An 18,729-nucleotide genomic window follows, 5' to 3' on the forward strand; every position below is an offset into this window, starting at 1 on the left:
AGTAAAGCTTATGAGGCATTTGTTCGGCTTTTCAATCCGTTTGCATGTTATTTTCTGTTTCCGTCATAACGAAATTGATATGCAAATTTGTCATTTTTTGAAATGATCATAATTTAATATATGTTACTTTTCTTTGAAATTAAAATCAAGCCATTCTTTTTATTCGATGATCAAGTTTTTTGACCCGATTCGGACGAAAAGCCTGTCATTCCTGCAAAAGCAGGAATCCGTTTTCCGCAGATTTTACGAATCCGGAGACAGTGGATTCCTGTTTTCGCAGGCTTCGGCGTAAGTTCAGACCTCGACGAGTTTAGTCAGGTCGTCGAACGGAATGACAGAAAAAAATTTGATTATCGAGTTTGAGGAAGCAAAATTAACACTTTTCCGGTCTTATCAAAAATCGTAATCTCTGATCTGCACTTTCATCAATTTGGATTCAGAAACATCAGAGGTAAAGCAGACTCTGATATTTTTACAGCAAGATTTCGATTCCGTCGGTTCGAAGTCCTTATGTCATTTTACAAAATTTTAAAACAGCTCGCTGACATATTTTGAAAAACATCTCCGAGTGTCCCATAGTTTCAAGTTTCAAGTTCCGAGTTTCAAGTTTCGAGTTTCAAGTTTCAAGTTTCAAGTTTCAAATCTTTGAGAAATTTTGCTTAATGTGTGCCTGGCATCGTCAAAATTATAATCTTTAATCAGCTTTTCCAAATCGTCCCATTCTGTTTCACAGCTGCCTGATGTGAAACAGGCACTGATCTTTTTAAAACAGTGTTCCGATTCTACAGGATCAAAGTCCTCAAGGTATTTGTCTAGCTCCTGAAGCATTTCCCGGATATCTTTGTGGGAGACCTCTTTTACTGGCACTTGCTTGCTGCTCTCAGTTTTGACAGCATTCGCAGAATCCTTTTCGGTCACGGAAAAAACAGATATTTTTTCAAAAGCTTCTCTCACTTGTAAAAGAGCATCTTTCACAGGTGGCAGTTTTTTAAGTATTATTTCTCTGTCCTCAGCTTTGCATGCCTCTTCCAGCACTTTTGCGACAGTTCTGAGGTTGATAGCTGAGACATTGCCTGCTGCTCCTTTTAAACCATGGGCTTTCAGTCTGGCATTTTCAAAATCTTTTTTCTCAATAAGCTTGTGAAACTCTTGGATAAAGTTTTTATGTATATTACAAAAATCACTGAGAATGTCCGCATAAATCTCCCATGCCCCTCCGAGCCGGTCCACGCCTTCTTTGATATCAATACCGGGAAAGATCGGAAATTGGAAGTCGGAAGCCGGAAGCCGGATATCAGATTTTTTGTTTATTTCAACATTTCTCAATTGTGGAATATTTCTTCTCAGTACAGCAAACAATTCTTTGTGATCAATAGGTTTTGCGATATAATCATTCATTCCGGCTTTAAGACATTTTTCCCGGTCCCCGGTCATAGCATGGGCTGTCATGGCGATAATAGGAATAGGAAGCCTTTTGAAACTTGAAACTTGAAACTGGTTCCGAGTTCCGAGTTCCGAGTTCCCAGCTTCCTCTTCCCACTTCCGAATTGCTTTTGTGGCTTTTATTCCGTCCATTTCAGGCATTTGGATATCCATAAACACGGCATCATAATTTTTCTTTTTGACGGCTTCCACAGCTTCAAGACCGTTGAGTGCCGTATCTGCTGAAATACCAGACAGTTTCAGAATTTCAATGGCGACTCTCCGGTTCACAGGATGATCTTCAGCAAGCAGGATATGAATATCTGAAAAGGCTTCAAAACTGATGTCGCCGGTATTGATTCTGGCGCTGACTTCCTGGTAAGCGGCAATTTTGTATCCGAATATTTCCATAATGCTGTCAAAAAGTAATGATCGTTTGACAGGTTTGATCAGACAGTTTTCAACACCGATTTCCATAGCCCGCTGAATCTCTTTTACTCCGCTAAAAGCGCTGATAATAATAATAGGGGGGGATTGACAGTTTTTTTAATTTTTTCCGAAGCAGTAAGGCCGTCCATGCCGGGAAGTCTCACATCCATGATAATGAGACTGAACGGCTCGTTATTCAGAGAGGTTTCGTACAAATGCAGACCTTCTTCGGCGGACCGAGCTGTTTGTGCCCGGAATCCGAAGGATTCAAGAGATCGTTTTAGAATTTGCAGGACAGTCAGATTATCATCAACAACAAGAACCTTTCTGTTTTTCAATTCGCATGGGACAAAGGGGTCATAAACAGATGTATCGGAAACCGATTTAAATTTGGCTGTAAAATAAAAGGAACTGCCGGTTCCCGGCTCGCTTTCCACCCATATGTCACCATCCATCATATTAATAATTCTTTTGCATATCGCCAGACCAAGTCCTGTTCCGCCATATTTTCTCGTGACGGACCCGTCACCCTGAATAAAAGCGTCAAAAAGCTCATTCTGAATTTTCGGAGCAATACCGATACCGGTGTCCCGAACACAAAAGAGCAAATCAATTGTATCATGGGCAGAATATGATTTCTCTGACACCTGATTTTTTTTTTGAACTGAGATACATATTTCCCCCTTATCTGTAAATTTTAATGCATTGGATGTCAAATTTACCAGTATCTGCCGCAGGCGCAATGGATCGGCAATCACCTGAAGGGGAACATCCAACGCCACATCCACGATCAGTTCAAGGTTTTTGACTGAAACTTCTCCGATAAACAAATCGCCAACCTCTTCGATAACATCCCTGATCAGAAACGGAATGGCTTCGAATTCGAGTTTGCCTGCTTCAATTTTGGAAAAATCAAGAATATCATTGATAAGTCTGAGCAGGGCTCTGGCAGAAGTACGGATAATATTCAGGTATTCCATTTGTTTGCTGTTTGGCATGGCTCCTATGGCCAGTTCACAGGCACCGATAATACCGTTCATGGGGGTACGAATCTCGTGGCTCACATTGGCAAGAAATTCACTCTTTGTCTCACTCGCGGCTTCGGCTGTTTCTTTGGCAGTTTTCAGTTCTTCTTCTGAACGCTTTCTCAGTGTGACATCTCTTGCAATGCCTTGAAACCCGAACACATTTCCCTCATTATCCTTCATTAGGGATATTGAGATGTCAACCTGCCTTTTTGTGCCGTCCTTTCTTATCACCTTAAAATCAATGTTGGCGGACTTGCCCGTGATATAGACTTTATGAAAGGTTTTATATATTTTTTCAGCATCCTCACGATCCATGTATTTCTGATTATTCATTCCCATCAGCTCTTCCCTGGAAAATCCGGTGAGATCGCACATCGAATTATTGAAAAAAATCAGGTTACCCGAGATATCAACCTCATAGTAGCTGTCATTGATATTGTTAAGAATGGTTCGATATCTTTTTTCACTTTTACGCAACGCAGAAGTCCTTTCCAGAACCCTTGTCTCCAACTCCTGTTTGGACTTTCTTAATGCTTTAAGTGCGTTATTTTTCGCATGCTGTATGCTGCCGATCTTATCCATGATTCCCAGGGAAAGAGGGAATATCAGTATTAAAAAGCCGATCTGATAGCCCCATTCAGTGAAAAAATGATACGGTGTTATTGCATAAAATCTGAACACAAACAGCATCGTTCCGATAAGAAAAACAGTCCACGAAACAGTATAAAAAAAAGCTGAAGGAAATCTTTTATATAAGGAAATTATGTTGCTCAGAATCATCATGGCGCATGAGATACCGATAAGGAAGAGAGAAACCCGGACCACATAAAAGTAATCTGTGAGAAAAGCTGCGACCATACCTAAGACATTGAGGCAGATCAGATATTGCATTATTTTATCAATATGCGGAAAAGAGTGTTTCGTATTCAGAAGGGCACGCGTAAACACAAGCGCCCATGCAATACATAAAAATACAAAAAAAGGATAACTTTTGTTGGCCCACCATACCGAATCCGGCCAGAGAAACTGCACAGCCATTCCGTTTTGAACCAGTGAAAACAGAAAAAAGCTTGATATGAACAATATCATATACAGGTATGTTTTATCACGCAGGGAGAAAAAAATAAACGTATGGTAAAAGATAAGTGTGAACATTATACCATAGCAAAGCCATAACATCGCCAGTTCATTCTCTTTTTTTTTGTCAAAAACTTTGGGCGCCCATCCTGTCAGCGGCATTACCAGAGAACCGTCGGACCTGATCTTCAGATAGTAAGTATGCGTTCCCGGCGGCTGATGTATGGGAAAGACAAATGTTCGGTAATTTAAAGCGCGTTTATGAAAAGGATGATGATCCCCTGTCTCAGTTATACAATATCCCTTTTCCGAAGGGATATACAATGTCAGATAATCCACAGACGGATAACCATATTCAAGGTACCATAATATACAATGGTCGCTGTTATTTATGGTTTTTAATCTGAGCCAGTATGCTGACCGGCTGAATCCGAAATTGAGTTTGCCACTATTGGAATTTAAAAACATCGGCTCATATTTTTCAGAAGCGATTTGCTCAATATTAAGGGAATTGCTTTTATCTTCATAGTAATCCACATATTTTTCAAGCCGTTTTTTGGCAAAGTTGTCACTAATGGCAAGCTGATTTGCGGCACCAGAGGAGACAATAGGAAATATCATAAGATAAAAAATAAGAATAAGGGTAGCATAAATGATTTTATAGTATTGTGCCATGTTTTTTCAAAATCTCATCATAAATATTATTATGCTCTGATTTGGATTTTTCCAAGCAAATTTTTTGTAAAAAACTGTCAGAAACCCCAAATTAGCCCTTCCGGCCGAAAAATTGGCCGAGACTGCTCCGGTTATGTGTTGCTTTAGCTAACAGGCAATTTTTATGCCAGAAAAAAACCTGAATCGGAACACCATAATTTCGTATTATTCATAGCTTGCTGCTATAAGAAGCCAAATTTTTCAACGTAGTTTTTCCGTTGTCCGGGGACCTGTAAAATTAAAGTTTAAAAACAGAAGATTATAAATATTCTGATTTCCCATTTTTCAGCCCTGATGTCTAATTTTGCTTAATATCCTTATTGCGTTATCAAAATTATAAGCACTGATCTGATGTTCCAGATCATCCAGTTCTGCCTTGAAACCCTCAGAGGAAACACAGGCTTTAATTTTTCTGAGGCAGAATTCTGATTCCACCGGATCGGATTTCTGAAGTGTTTTGTCAAGCTTTTTAAATAGTTCAGGGAGATGTGCCTGTGATATCTCCGGATCCGGTTCCTGTTGATCTGTTTTGGCTTCGACGGATTTTGGGCCGTCATCTTCTGTCCGCAATAATATATACATTTTTTTAAAGGATTCTGTTACCTCTGAAAGTGCATCTTCCACAGGCACCAGCAAAGTCCGTATATGATCTTTGTCATTGGTGGCACACGCATTTTCCAGCACTTTTGCCGCAATTCTGAGCTTTATGGCGGAAACATTACCAGCAGCGCCTTTTAAAGCATGCGCTTTTATTTTGGCAGCTTTAAAATCTTTGTTTTCAATAAGTTCAAAAAATTCAGAGGCAAAATGCTTCTGGAAATTGCAAAAATCCTTGAGAATATCCGCATACAAACCCCAGGAGCCTCCCATGCGTTCCAAACCTTCTCCTGTATTCAGGCCGGGAAGCTTGGGAAGCTTGAAACTTGAAGCTTGAAGCTTGAAACTTGAATTTTCCTTGCCCTGTGTTTCACGGGCTTCATCCTTTATTTGAAGGTTTCTTCTCAGTGCGGCGAACAGCTCCTTGCGGTCAATGGGTTTGGATACATAATCATTCATTCCGGCTTTCAGACATCTTTCCCGGTCACCGGACATGGCGTGGGCAGTCATGGCAATGATAGGAGTTTGAAACTTGAAACTTGAAACTTGAGACTGGCTCTGGGTTTGAAACTTGAAACTTGAAACTGGAAACTGGCTCTGGGTTTGAAACTTGAAACTTGAAACTGGAAACTGGCTCTGGGTTTGAAACTTGAAACTTGAAACTGGAAACTGGCTCTGAGTTTCGAATTTCGAGTTCCGAGTTCCGAGTTCCGAGTTCCGAGTTCCGAGTTCCGAGTTCCGAGTTTCGAGTTCCGAGTTCCGAGTTCCGAGTTTCGAGTTTCGAGTTTCGAGTTTCGAGTTTCGAGTTTCGAGTTTCGAGTTTCGAGTTTCGAGTTTCGAGTTTCGAGTTTCCCAGTTTCGAATGATCTTCGTGGCTTCAATTCCGTTCATCTCAGGCATTTGGACATCCATAAAAATGGCATCGTAGTTTTTTTTTCTGACAGCTTCTGTGGCTTCAAGACCGTTGACCGCCGTATCTACCAAAATGCCGCTCGCTTCCAGTATCTCGGTGGCAACTCTCCGATTAATCGGATGATCCTCGACGAGCAGAACACTGACACCTGAAAACTCTTCGGGACTGATAATATCCCTGTCGGTTTTCCGGGAAGAAACAGACGGGTATCCGAATATTTCCAAAATTGTCTCAAAAAGCAGAGATTGCTTAATGGGCTTGGTCAGATAGCTTTCAATGCCGACTTCTCCGGCACGTTGAATATCTTTCTTTCGGATGTAGCCGCTGATAATGATAATAGGCGGGGCTTTGATACGCGCATTCTGTTTGATTTTTTCCGAAGCGGCGATGCCATCCATCCCGGGAAGTTTGAAATCTATAAGAATCAGACCAAAATGTTCCCCGTCAATACTTTTTTCATACATAACCAGGGCCTCTTCGGCCGACTCTGCTGTTTCTGTCCGGCAGCCAAAGGATTTCAGAAACTGCTGTATGACCACCCGGGCGGCTGAATTATCCTCAACCAAAAGCACTTTAAGATTTTTCAATTCATTCGGAACAACCGATTTATGAGCAGGCTCAGTGTATGTCCGCCTGACTTTGGCGGTAAAATAAAAGCAGCTGCCCGTGCCAGGAGTACTTTCCACCCATATTTTTCCGTCCATCAGTTTGACAATTTTTTTACATATTGCCAGACCCAGCCCTGTTCCGCCGTATTTCCTGCTGATGGAACCGTCCGCCTGAATAAACGCGTCAAAAAGTTTGTCCTTAATTTCCGGTGCAATGCCGATACCAGTGTCCTGAACTGAAAAGAGAAGTTCAATCGTCTCCGTATCGCTGCCGTCTTTCTGGGACAAAGGCTGATAACGGGAGGATGCTGCAAAGCGGTTTCGAATGGAAATACATATTTCACCCTTATCGGTAAATTTAAACGCGTTGGATGTCAGATTCACCAGAACCTGGCGCAGGCGAAAGGGATCAGCAATAATCTGCTTTGGCACATCTGAAGCGATATTTACAATCAGCTCTGTGTCTTTTTCAGATATCTTCTCAAAAAAAATGTCGCAGACCTCCTCGACAACATCTCTGATAAAAAAAGGAACACGCTCAAAAGTGAGTTTTCCAGCTTCAATTTTTGAAAAATCAAGAATATCATTGATAAGCCCCAGAAGAGACCTGGCAGAGGTACGGATAATATTCAGATATTCCCGCTGCTTACGGTTCGGATTGGTGCTGAACAGCAAATCACAGGTCCCCATAATGCCGTTCATGGGGGTGCGAATTTCATGGCTCATATTGGCGAGAAATTCACTCTTGGAAATGTTCGCAGCTTCGGCATCCCTGGCCAGTTTCTGAACATTTTTGATAGATTCTTCCAACTGGTGATTCACGGATTCAAGCTGGGCAGTCCGTTCGATCACCCGCTGTTCGAGTTCTTCATTCAGTTTGCGGATCTCTTCCTCAGCTTTGTATTTTTCAGTTGTATCCCGGATGGACTCAATTGCTCCCCAGATATTGCCTCGCTCGTCATAGAGTGCCGAAGCTGTCGCTGACAGCAGACGATTTTCACCTTTTACTGTGGGGCACCATGCCGACCCCTTGAGAATATCCCCATGCCCTTTGATGCTTACATATTTATGATTGTAGTTTTGAGAAATACCTTTTAATCCTTTCTCAAAGGCAATATCAATTAAAATAAAGCGATTTTTACCATAAAAAGGAAAAGCATATTGCATTCCCCCTTTTCCGATCATCTCCGTTCTCGGACACCCGGTCATTTTTTCCATGGCTTTGTTCCAAAAGACAACTTTTTTATCTTTGTCAACAATAAATGTCGCATCAGGCAAAAATTCAATGATCGTTTCCAGTTTTCTGGTATTTTCCTGTAATTGTTCAATATGACGTTTCAGACGCTGTCGCATGGCTTCGAAAGTTGTCGCCAGCACCTTGGCCTCTCCCCAGCCTTTTATGCTGATTTTTTGTGACATATCTCCGGCGACCATTTCCCGGGCGGTTTCGGTAACATACTTTAATGGCTTGATAATGATTTCCAGAATCACATAAATGATAATCAGAGCAACAGCAATGCCTCCGGCATTCCATACAATATTAAAAACCAGAACTTTCCGGGCATTGTCCATGAATTGTCTGACAGGAATCTGGTATTCATAAATGACGCCTCCTATTTGTTTGCCGCTTATCTCATTATATATGGGGAAAACGTCGGTGACGAGGGATTCCTGGGAAACCGGGTCGGGATAACTTGGTAAAGAAAAATTTTTATGCGTTTCAGATGCTGACAATTTTTCGAAATAGGGTGTCCCGCTGAAATCAAAAAATTCCGGGGCAACTTTTCCGTTTTCCATTCTTATAAGTTCCTTGCCTTTTATGGAAACAATGGAAAGCGTCTGATAAGAAGAAAGCTGTAAATTTTTCATGTAATTTTCCAGATAAATCTGAATATCTTTTTTAAGAAAAGATGCCTCCTCTTCAAGATCAAGTCTGATATCCACAAGATACATGCGTAAGGAAGGGAGGTGTGCAATAAAGGTGATATCTGTTCTTCTTTTAATAATATGGTCATAAATTCTGTTTCTGGCGTTCTCCTTTGCCATAATATAATTGAACAGCACTGCAATGATGCCTGATATGATAAAAGCAGGGATGATCCAAACCATAATCAGCGGTTTTAATCCCCAATTGCTCAGTCTTTTTTTCAGATATGAAAAAAGTCTTTTTTTTTCAGGAGCGTTATATGGATCATCTCTGCAAAAAGAGGCATTTTCTGTTTTTTTATGGTGTTCCATTAAATCTGATCTCCTTTAAATTCAAAAGATAACCGCTTGCCGAAAGCGGACTCCCGGCAACGCGTTTATGAACAGCTATAATTGTGGGGCGAATGTAAATCGGCATCATGTAATACTGATGATAAAGATATTTCTCCATCTCTTTCAGTGACTGCTCCGTCATTTTCAAATTTTTCTGTTTTGCAGCCAGAAAGAACATTTCATCGGCTTTGGGGTCCGGCAATATCCAGCGATATCCTCCCCGAGAAACAAAATTTTCTCCGAAGTGAGTTGCCACGGAGTTGGTGTAAATTCCGGAATGCATGATATTGATGTCCCAGATTTCGTTTTCCATGGGCTTTTCCGGCCCCCTGCCCTGTTTAATAAAGTGTTTATAAAATTCATAACGGCTGCGATATTCCTGAAAGTGCGCCCTGACCCCACCCTCTTCAAGCATGGCACCAATGGCGTAGGCCATTTTTTTTTCGCTGGCAAAATATCCGATGGTGATGGAAAGCGAATGATTGGTGTCATAGCCCGCGGCGCGAAGCAATTCTTTGGCGTTTTCAGGCTCATAAGGATAAGGCTGAAGATTTTCTTCTTTGTCGAATAATGGAAAAATAAAGGGCGTCATCCGGGCCGTTTGGTGAGAGATGTATTTTAAAAGTGTTCTCCGATCTATAAGCAGATTAAGGGCTTTGCGAATTCTGATGTCCCGCAGCGGGCTGTTCGGTTTTCTCATGTTGAACACGGAATTAAAGCAACTGAGAGGCCTTTTGACAGCCATATGAATATCAGAGGATTGTGCCATAATATGGATCATTGAAGGCATTACCGCGTCAAATATATCTGCCTGGCCCTGTTTCATAAGATGATGCGCGGCTATAGTATCATATTTTTTAGCGCCGTACATTATGACAGTGTTTATTCCCGGTCGGTCTTCCTGCCAGTATGAAGGATTTTTCTCAAGAATAGCGGTTCCGGTCTCTTCCGATAGCTGTCTGAGTATATACGGACCGGTTCCCCAGGGGCCCGCCTTCAGCATGTTGCCTTGGTTTCCAGGAGGATAGATCCCTTTTGAATGCTTAAAATAACCCTTTGAATATATGTAAAAAGAGCGCAGATAAACAAGAATCAGACCCGTCAGACCGTTATCTTTAAATTGTATTTTCAGATGATAAGGGGACATTGCTTCTATATTTTTAACCCCCATACGCATATCTATCGTGAAATAGGGGCTGGCAGTGCGCTGATAAGCATCCCAGTTCATAATGACTGATGAAGCGTCGAAACAGGTTCCGTCCTGGAACACAACGTTTTTTCTGAGATACACATCCATATAAGTATCATATATCTGATAAGATTCAGCCAGGCAGGGAATAAAGTTGTTTTGGTTATCCACATAAATCAGCGGTTCAACAACCTGATTGCCTATCACCCAGGGCATGGCAACATGGCAGATAACCCTTAGCATGTCCGATTCGGCTCCCCATAAGATCGCAGGAAAATTTATAAGAAAGATTCCCAAAAAAAGCAGCTTTTTTTTCCAAAATAATACGGTAAATGGATGCATGAATATTATTTTTTTATTAATACAGTAAATTATAAAATTCTTAACCTTGCTGTCACTTGCCAGGCTACTTTCCCTTGTTTTCAAATCCTGATGTGGGAACATACCTGCTTATCCCCTTGTTTTCCATTGGCCTTCTTGTTCACAAACTCCGATCTGAAATATATTTTCATTGCTTATACTCGATTTGTCCGAATCGGATCAGAAAACTTGATCATCGAGTTATAATCGGCTAAAATTATAACAAATGAATATCATTTATTCAAGTTGGAATGCTCAGAAAACATATTAACGCTTAAAAAAAAAGAATATACAACAGACTTTAAAAGATATGCTCACGGACTTTATACATAAAAAAAATATACACCTTCCTCATTTACTTGACAACACTGTTTTTGTGATTTAGATTTCTCAGATTCGTAATATAAAACAAGTTATGGTTTACGAATCATCCTGATATTCCCTCATCTGAGTAATCGGCTGTCAGATTTCAGCTATATGGTCTCAGAATAAGTACTTAACCATAAGTTTTCGATATTAGCCTGGGAAAGAAACCCGGCTTTTTTCCGGAATGATCAGCCTCCGCTGAAGGAAAAAGCCGGGTTTCTCCGCGGTTCACGGAAAAAAGATGTATCAAAAACTTTTGATCAGGTACTTATCATGACAGAGCAGTGTTTCGCCCAGGAAGTGGGAGAATGAAAGCTGTGGAAATATGTATCCGATAACTATTAAAATTGAAGGATATTTTTAGGTATTCGTAAACTGTTTGTTCTTAAAACGTAAACTTAACAGAGGTAATTTAAATGCCGCCGATTATTTCCATTGTGGGGAAATCCCAGTCAGGTAAGACCACGCTCATTGAAAAACTGATTCCCGAATTAAAGAAGCGAGGATACGGGATTGGTATTATAAAACATGCTTCTCATAAATTTGATATTGACAAGAAAGGGAAAGACAGTTGGCGTCATAAGGCAGCCGGGGCAGATACAGTCATTGTCGCTTCCCCCGGTGCCATTGCAATGGTAAAGGATCATCATTCCGAAAGTCTGGAACACCTTGAAATGTATTTTCAGGATATGGACATTGTTATCACCGAAGGGTATAAAAAAAAAGACAAACCTAAAATAGAGGTTTTTCGTGCGGCCGCACATAAAGAACTCCTCTGTAGGAATGATAAAACGCTGGTCGCCCTTGTTACAGATACAGACGCTGATCTGAATGTGCCGCGCTTCAGACTGGAAGAAATTGAAAAATTGGCTGACTTTATAGAAAAAGAATATATTAAGGGTTAAGTGTCAGGTGATTTTTGGAAGAGAAAATACCGTCTTTTCCATCTGATCGCAGACTGATAAATTCGGAGTGCAAAAATTTTATTTTTGCGTTCCCATCTGTTCGTAGATTTATAAATCCGGAGTGCAAAAATTTTATTTTTGCGTTCCCATCTGTTCGTAGATTTATAAATCCGGAGTGCAAAAATTTTATTTTTGCGTTCCCATCTGTTCGTAGATTTATAAATCCGGAGTGCAAAAATTTTATTTTTGCGTTCCCATCTGTTCGTAGATTTATAAATCCGGAGTGCAAAAATTTTATTTTTGCGTTCCTATCCGGTCGTAGATTTATAAATCCGGAGTGCAAAAATTTTATTTTTGCGTTCCCATCTGTTCGTAGATTTATAAATCCGGAGTGCAAAAATTTTATTTTTGCGTTCCCATCTGTTCGTAGATTTATAAATCCGGAGTGCAAAAATTTTATTTTTGCGTTCCCATCTGTTCGTAGATTTATAAATCCGGAGTGCAAAAATTTTATTTTTGCGTTCCCATCTGTTCGTAGATTTATAAATCCGGAGTGCAAAAATTGGCATCCTTCATATTTGCCCAAAAGTACTTTACACTTTTGGTGATTTGAAAAAAAGTCCATTTTTTTTCAATCTACAAATTTTGTAGCTAAATAAAAGTAATATTTACAAATAGATATTGTAAAATCTACAAATTTTGTAGTTTTTTACACACTTCAAACATGATTAGCTAAAATTAACTACAAAATTTGTAGTTTTTTTTGTAATAGGTTGTTTATATTATAAAAATAATCAAAATTATCATGAATTAAAAAAAACATAAAAAATTCATTTTAGCTGAAAGTGTAAACTACTAAATGAAGGATGCCCAAAAATTTTATTTTTGCGTTCCCATCTGTTCGTAGATTTATAAATCCGGAGTGCAAAAATTTTATTTTTGCATTTCCATCTGTTCGGAAAAAATTTTAAAATCTGCTGATTCCGGATAAAAACAGCAATTATCGAAATTTTATGAGGAAAGTTTTTCATATAATATCACATATCCCTCTTTTTGAAGGGCTTCCTGAAAACCAGTTGCAGGAAATCGAAAAAATTGCTGTTGACAGGTACTTCAAGAAAGGTGAAATCATATTTTCAGAAGGCGATGAAGGCAGCGGTTTTTTTGTTGTTGCTGACGGTAAAGTAAAAATTTTCAAAGTTTCTTCGGAAGGAAAAGAACAGATTCTCCATATCTTCGGTGCAGGAGAGCCTTTTGGCGAAGTCCCGGTTTTTAGCGGGCAGTCCTTTCCGGCAAATGCGGAAGCCATCGCAAAAACGCATCTTGTCTTTTTTCCCAGAACTGCTTTTACCGAGCTTATCATTAATAACCCGTCGCTCGCTCTGAATATGCTTGCGGTTTTGTCAATGCGGCTTCGCCAGTTTACGATTCAGATAGAAAATCTTTCCTTAAAAGAGGTTCCGAATCGTCTCGCTGCTTATCTTGTGTATCTTGCAGATGAACAGGGGACTCCGGATGCTGTGACTTTAAATATTTCAAAAGGACAACTGGCAAGTCTTTTAGGCACAATTCCGGAAACCCTGTCACGAACTTTCGCAAAAATGACAGATCAGGAGCTGATTGAAGTCAATGGCCGCAATATCAGGCTGACCCGTCGAAAAAATCTGGAAGCGCTTGCAGAACAAGGAACCTGAGCATTTTTGATCTGCCTCATGTCAGTCGGAGAAAACAACAAAACAATAAAGCTGGTAAAATGTGGGGTTTCACAATATCTTTATTTCCTTATACACTTTCTCATTTTTTATGGCATTTGCTGTTTCATTTGCGAGATAAGTACCCGGTCAAAAATTTTTTATACATCTCTGCCCCGGATTTTTTCTGATCTCATTTGCCTGACCGGCGATGTTGTTTTTTACCTATTCCGGGGTGAAAGCCCATAGGTGTAAAGTTAAGGATACTTAACTAACCTGCTAACGGTATGATTTCAAAAAATAAATTCACATTTATCAGATTGAAAAGACGGAAAGACAGAGGCATGCCTTTACCCGGCTGCCCGAGTTCCGAGAGGTTTACCTTTACATATTTATAGTTTTCAAGAACTGCTCCGTCGATAAGTACATCAAGGGAGTTTTTTCTGCTTTTCTGCCTCTCTTTCCGGCATGTGTCAGTTATTTTTGCTATCATTTTCCTGACATGTTTTGCCGCTTTGTCAGCAGAATCCGAAAGCAGCACTGTCAGACCGGCTATGTTTCTTCTGAAATATTTCACTGTCTTGTCAATACTTACCTCTTCGCCGAGTATCCGCCATGCCTCTGATCTGGCATTCGAATAACAGTAGGATATGAACATCACAACTATCGCTTTTCCCAATACTTCGCACCTGAGCCTGTCCTCATTGTTTCTTACTTCTGTTTTATGAATGTTCAATACCGATTTAAACTGTTTGAAAAATAATTCCACAGACCATCTGATCGGATAAAATGCAAGGATGGTTCTCACATCCTCCGTTTTCTCAGCAGGAATATTTGTCATCATAAAGTTCCACTCACACAGTCGCAGTGATTCTTTCTTGGGGGTTCTTCCTTTCTTTTTGGCATTCTGACACATTTTTCTCCGTTTTTTGTTTGCAACTTCTTCCGGAACTCTGACTGCGAAAAAGCGTATCTTTATCTTTTTCTCTTTGTTTCCCGTATAACATTCGAATTCAAATATTGTCTCATTGCCGTTCAGCTTTTTCAATATCTCCGAGATTCCGATTCTCTCATATTCTTCCCCTTTCTTTATATACAGACCGATTCCGGAATAATTAAAACGGGATATGAAAAAGGCTTCTTTGTCATCAGTTATTTTCAGCATGTCCGCAATTGAATATCCCAGATCGAAAATAAGCAGATCATCCGCGCTGATCTGATCGCCCAGTGTCTTCGAATAACTCTGATCGTTACACGTTTGTTTTTTTATATCAAACAGCTGAATCACTCCGGTTTTGTAATCATACATTAACTGAACTTTGCAACCCGCAATGTTATATCCCGGAAATGCGGATTTCAGGCCCGGGGGCAGCTCCCATGACGAACTGTCAATAATATTCACTCTGCCGAACTGATTTAATACGTCAATATTGATATTATGTCCGTTTTCAGTCGCCGTTCTGAAAAAAAATGAAAAAACTTCTGTCAGAAAATCAATGGCATACTGATTAAAACGGTCATTTATTCCCGCCCTTGAAATACATTCGGACAGATTTTCCGCTATGGCACCCAGAGTTATTGTGGTCGTTGTCAGCGAACCGAAAGTCAGCGATATGAAAAATTCGAATGCGTCCAATTTCCGTTTTCTCTTTATGAAACCGGTTTTTTCAGCTATTTTTCTGATCTTTCCTTTTTTGAAAAACTTTTTAACTGTTCTGACATCAATTTTAATCTGTTTATTTATCATTGCACAGTCCTCCCAAATATGATCTTATGAGATTGTCGGATATTTTGTTTTTTTCACACAGTCCGGAATATCAGCATGTGCTGAGAGATGCAATGAAAAAGTAATTTGCGACACGGCATTTCTTGCATTTTATTTAAACAACAACCATATGTTATAAAAGGATATTTTTACAATTCAGCAGTTCCTTAACTTTACACCTATGGGTGAAAGCCTCCCCAAATTTTTTTTCAATCATTTCATACTCTCCTGTTACAGTTTTGTCAGAAATTGCAAAAAAGGCTCACAGAGCCTTTGAGACCGAAGGGTAAAAATACCATATAACACCATGAAGAGGCAAGGTAAAAGAGTTTTTCAGCAGATGTTGTCTTAATCCAAACGGGCCGTGATTAGAGCCATCTGACAAAAAAAGGAGTGCTAAACTTACAGATTGGCAACTTTTGCTAAAATGTAATTTCAGCACTCCTTTTCTTCATCTAATCCAAGATTGCTAAAATGTAATTTCAGCACTCCTTTCCTTCATCTAATCCAAACGGGTTATGATTACGGCAATGCCCAAGAAAAATATGGCAACTAAACCGGAAACAGGAGAAAAATCCTGCGAGCTGTGACCTGCCGTGTCAACAAAACAACTGCTGCCACTGTCATCGTCATCATCGTCATCAACTGTTTCATTCTGATCGGTTTCGTCTGAAGGCGGTGCGGTCACGTCATTTACATTAACGACACTGTTATCTGTAGCCTGCAACCCGGCCTCATCCGTGACAGTGAGGCGAAAAGTCAGGGGGTCTCCGGCTGTTTCCACGTCCGGGACTGTGAAGCTCGGCTGAATAACCGAGGAGTCGGACAGTTCCGCAACCGTTCCATCAGTCTGTTCCCAAAGGTAGCTCAGTGCATCGCCGTCGGGATCATAGGAAGCGGAAGCATCAAGTGTGACCGTGTCCCCCTCGTCGGCTGTCTGATCAGAACCGGCATCGGCAACAGGCGGGGAGTTCAGCCCGGCGATGCTGACAACTGAGGTGGCCGCGGCCTGCGAGCCTGCCTCGTCCGTGACCGTCACACGGAATGTCAGCGTTTCTCCGGCCACGTCCACATCCGGTGCGGTGAAATTCGGACGGACAGCGGCCGCATCGGAGAGACTGACCTCCGTTCCGCCGGTCTGCTCCCAAAGATAACTGAGCGTCCCGCCGTCGGGATCATAGGAAGCGGAAGCATCAAGTGTGACCGTGTCTCCCTCGTCGGCTGTCTGATCAGAACCGGCATCGGCAACAGGCGGGGAGTTCAGCCCGGCGATGCTGACAACTGAGGTGGCCGCGGCCTGCGAGCCTGCCTCGTCCGTGACCGTCACACGGAATGTCAGCGTTTCTCCGGCCACGTCCACATCCGGTGCGGTGAAATTCGGACGGACAGCGGCCGCATCGGAGAGACTGACCTCCGTTCCGCCGGTCTGCTCCCAAAGATAATTGACCGTCCCGCCGTCGGGATCATAGGAAGCGGAAGCGTCCAGTGTGACCGTGTCCCCCTCGTCGGCAGTCTGGTCCGAACCGGCATCGGCAACAGGCGGGGAGTTCAGCCCGGCGATGCTGACAACTGAGGTGGCCGCGGCCTGCGAGCCTGCCTCGTCCGTGACCGTCACACGGAATGTCAGCGTTTCTCCGGCGATTCCCACGTCCGGGGCGGTGAAACTCGGACGGACAGCGGCCGCATCGGAGAGACTGACCTCCGTTCCGCCGGTCTGCTCCCAAAGATAACTGAGCGTCCCGCCGTCGGGATCGTAGGAACCGGAAGCGTCCAGTGTGACCGTGTCCCCCTCGTCGGCAGTCTGGTCCGAACCGGCATCGGCAACAGGCGGGGAGTTCAGCCCGGCGATGCTGACAACTGAGGTGGCCGCGGCCTGCGAGCCTGCCTCGTCCGTGACCGTCACACGGAATGTCAGCGTTTCTCCGGCGATTCCCACGTCCGGGGCTGTGAAACTCGGGTGAACAAGCGAGGGGTCAGACAGTTCCACGGAGATACCGCCGGTCTGTTCCCAAAAATAGCTGAGACTTCCGTCATTGGGATCATAAGAACCAGAAGCATCGAGCGTGACCGTGGCTCCTTCGTCAGCCACCTGATCCGAGCCGGCATCTGCAATGGGAGGTTCCTCCTTCTCTGTCACGGTGATATTGACAGATGCAGTCACAGTATCTCCATTCGTGTCTGCGACAGTCACTTTAACAGCATATGTGCCTGGATCAGAATAGGTGTAGGTCAGACTTTCGCCGTCACCAGGTATTGATCCGTCATCAAAATCCCATGTATAAATGTAAGGTTCAGCTCCGCCGCTTGCAGTGGCTGTAAAATCAACATTCAGCGGTGCATAACCCGTGGTCTGAATTACGGAAAGAGAAATCGTCAGCGGGGCTGCGATATCTGTCTGAACGCTGTCCGAGTAAAGCGTGTCACCATTTGTTCTGACGACAGTGAGGCGGTAATAGGAGGTTCCCGTAAGCGGTGTTTCATCATTGTAGTTTGTGACGGTTACATCATCCTCACTCCATATATCCTCATCATCCGGGTACTCAGGAGCTGGCGAGGTATTTCTGAGAAGTATGTAGGATTCAAAAGATGTTCCTGTATATTGAGACCAATTTAAAGAAACGCTTCCGTCCGCATTCATCGCAGCGGACAGCATGGGAGCCTCATCACTACAGGTCATAATTTCCCATTCCCAATTGCCCATGCCTCCGATATCATAGACATCGGTAAAACCTTTGGCATCGAGGAACTCAGCAGCCAGGGAACTCCGCCTTCCGGTTCTGCAAATGACAAGAATACCGGTGTCACCGGGCAGTTCCTGATACTTTTCCTGAAACACTCCCGAATCCCAGGGATAGTTAAGAGAATCAGGAATATGGCCGTATTCACCGCACAACTCATCCGGTTCCCTCACGTCAACAAGCATCAGGTTTTCATTCGTATCAATCATGTCTTTTGCTTCCTGCGGCGTAAGACGGGTAACACCTGATGTATGAGTAATATTGACAACACATTCGTCCGTGGATTGCAGTCCCTCCTGGTCTGTGACCGTCAGCTTAAAAGTCAGTGAATCTCCATCCGGAGATACATCCGGGGCAGTAAAAAAAGGCTGAACAGCCCCCGCGTCCGAAAGCATTACCGGAATGCCAAAAGTCTGAGTCCATTCATAAGAGACAATATTCTTATCCGGATCATCGGATTCGGAGCCGTCCAAAGTAACAATATCGCCTTCACCGACCACCAGATCATGCCCCGCGTCAGCTTCGGGAGAGGCGTTTTCATAAGTTACACTTGTAATAGAATAGTTGCTCTCTTGCAGCGCACTTCTCATTTGTTCGACATTCGTTATCGCATCGTCAAAAACTACGTCAGCAGTAAGATTCCTTGTGTTAATAACCGCATCTGTCAC

General features: G+C 42.2%; 8 protein-coding genes. 2 read left to right on the plus strand and 6 right to left on the minus strand.

The genetic code is table 11. The features are described 5' to 3' along the window. Positions 1-630: 630 nt before the first annotated feature. The 4 genes from dnm_RS11440 to dnm_RS11455 all read right to left on the minus strand — a co-directional run bounded on the left by dnm_RS11440 (position 631) and on the right by dnm_RS11455 (position 10,479). Complete coding sequence (locus tag dnm_RS11440) at positions 631-1,899, minus strand: response regulator (protein ID WP_207682779.1); 1,269 nt, start codon at positions 1,897-1,899, stop codon at positions 631-633. A 17-nt stretch (positions 1,900-1,916) separates the two neighbouring features. Then, positions 1,917-4,631 carry a 7TM diverse intracellular signaling domain-containing protein gene (locus dnm_RS11445; protein WP_207682780.1) on the minus strand — a complete coding sequence of 905 codons (2,715 nt, stop codon included), beginning with the start codon at positions 4,629-4,631 and terminating at the stop codon, positions 1,917-1,919. 324 nt (positions 4,632-4,955) lie between these two features. Next, entirely contained in the window at positions 4,956-9,026 is a 4,071-nt protein-coding gene (locus dnm_RS11450) for a response regulator (RefSeq protein ID WP_207682781.1), read from the minus strand. Beyond that, a complete protein-coding gene (locus dnm_RS11455) occupies positions 9,013-10,479 on the minus strand; it encodes an ABC transporter substrate-binding protein (RefSeq protein ID WP_207682782.1) in 1,467 nt (488 codons plus the stop codon). Before dnm_RS11455 ends, dnm_RS11450 begins: the two co-directional genes overlap by 14 nt. Before the next feature lie 899 nt (positions 10,480-11,378). Here dnm_RS11455 and mobB point away from each other — a divergent pair. Together mobB and dnm_RS11465 are read left to right on the plus strand one after the other, a co-directional pair. Continuing rightward, positions 11,379-11,867 (plus strand): molybdopterin-guanine dinucleotide biosynthesis protein B, encoded by a 489-nt coding sequence (gene mobB / locus dnm_RS11460; RefSeq protein WP_207682783.1) that lies wholly within the window; start codon positions 11,379-11,381, stop codon positions 11,865-11,867. 1,013 nt (positions 11,868-12,880) lie between these two features. Further along, entirely contained in the window at positions 12,881-13,561 is a 681-nt protein-coding gene (locus tag dnm_RS11465; protein WP_207682784.1) for a Crp/Fnr family transcriptional regulator, read from the plus strand. Positions 13,562-13,829: 268 nt separating this feature from the next. Here the strand turns inward: dnm_RS11465 and dnm_RS11470 are convergent, their stop codons facing one another. Continuing rightward, positions 13,830-15,305: an IS4 family transposase gene (locus dnm_RS11470; RefSeq protein WP_207679109.1), complete on the minus strand. Its 1,476-nt coding sequence runs from the start codon at positions 15,303-15,305 to the stop codon at positions 13,830-13,832. Between the two features lie 520 nt (positions 15,306-15,825). Next, complete coding sequence (locus tag dnm_RS11475) at positions 15,826-18,729, minus strand: PKD domain-containing protein (RefSeq protein WP_207682785.1); 2,904 nt, start codon at positions 18,727-18,729, stop codon at positions 15,826-15,828.

This window comes from Desulfonema magnum (assembly GCF_017377395.1).
GTDB classification, from domain to species: Bacteria; Desulfobacterota; Desulfobacteria; order Desulfobacterales; family 4be13; genus Desulfonema_C; species Desulfonema_C magnum.

Bases quoted from the DNA above. Each gene is read 5' to 3' on its own strand.
- mobB (WP_207682783.1), top strand. From the start codon at position 11,379: ATGCCGCCGATTATTTCCATTGTGGGGAAATCCCAGTCAGGTAAGACC.
- dnm_RS11440 (WP_207682779.1), bottom strand. From the start codon at position 1,899: ATGGAAATCGGTGTTGAAAACTGTCTGATCAAACCTGTCAAACGATCA.
- dnm_RS11445 (WP_207682780.1), bottom strand. From the start codon at position 4,631: ATGGCACAATACTATAAAATCATTTATGCTACCCTTATTCTTATTTTT.
- dnm_RS11470 (WP_207679109.1), bottom strand. From the start codon at position 15,305: ATGATAAATAAACAGATTAAAATTGATGTCAGAACAGTTAAAAAGTTT.
- dnm_RS11465 (WP_207682784.1), top strand. From the start codon at position 12,881: ATGAGGAAAGTTTTTCATATAATATCACATATCCCTCTTTTTGAAGGG.
- dnm_RS11455 (WP_207682782.1), bottom strand. From the start codon at position 10,479: ATGCTAAGGGTTATCTGCCATGTTGCCATGCCCTGGGTGATAGGCAAT.
- dnm_RS11450 (WP_207682781.1), bottom strand. From the start codon at position 9,026: ATGGAACACCATAAAAAAACAGAAAATGCCTCTTTTTGCAGAGATGAT.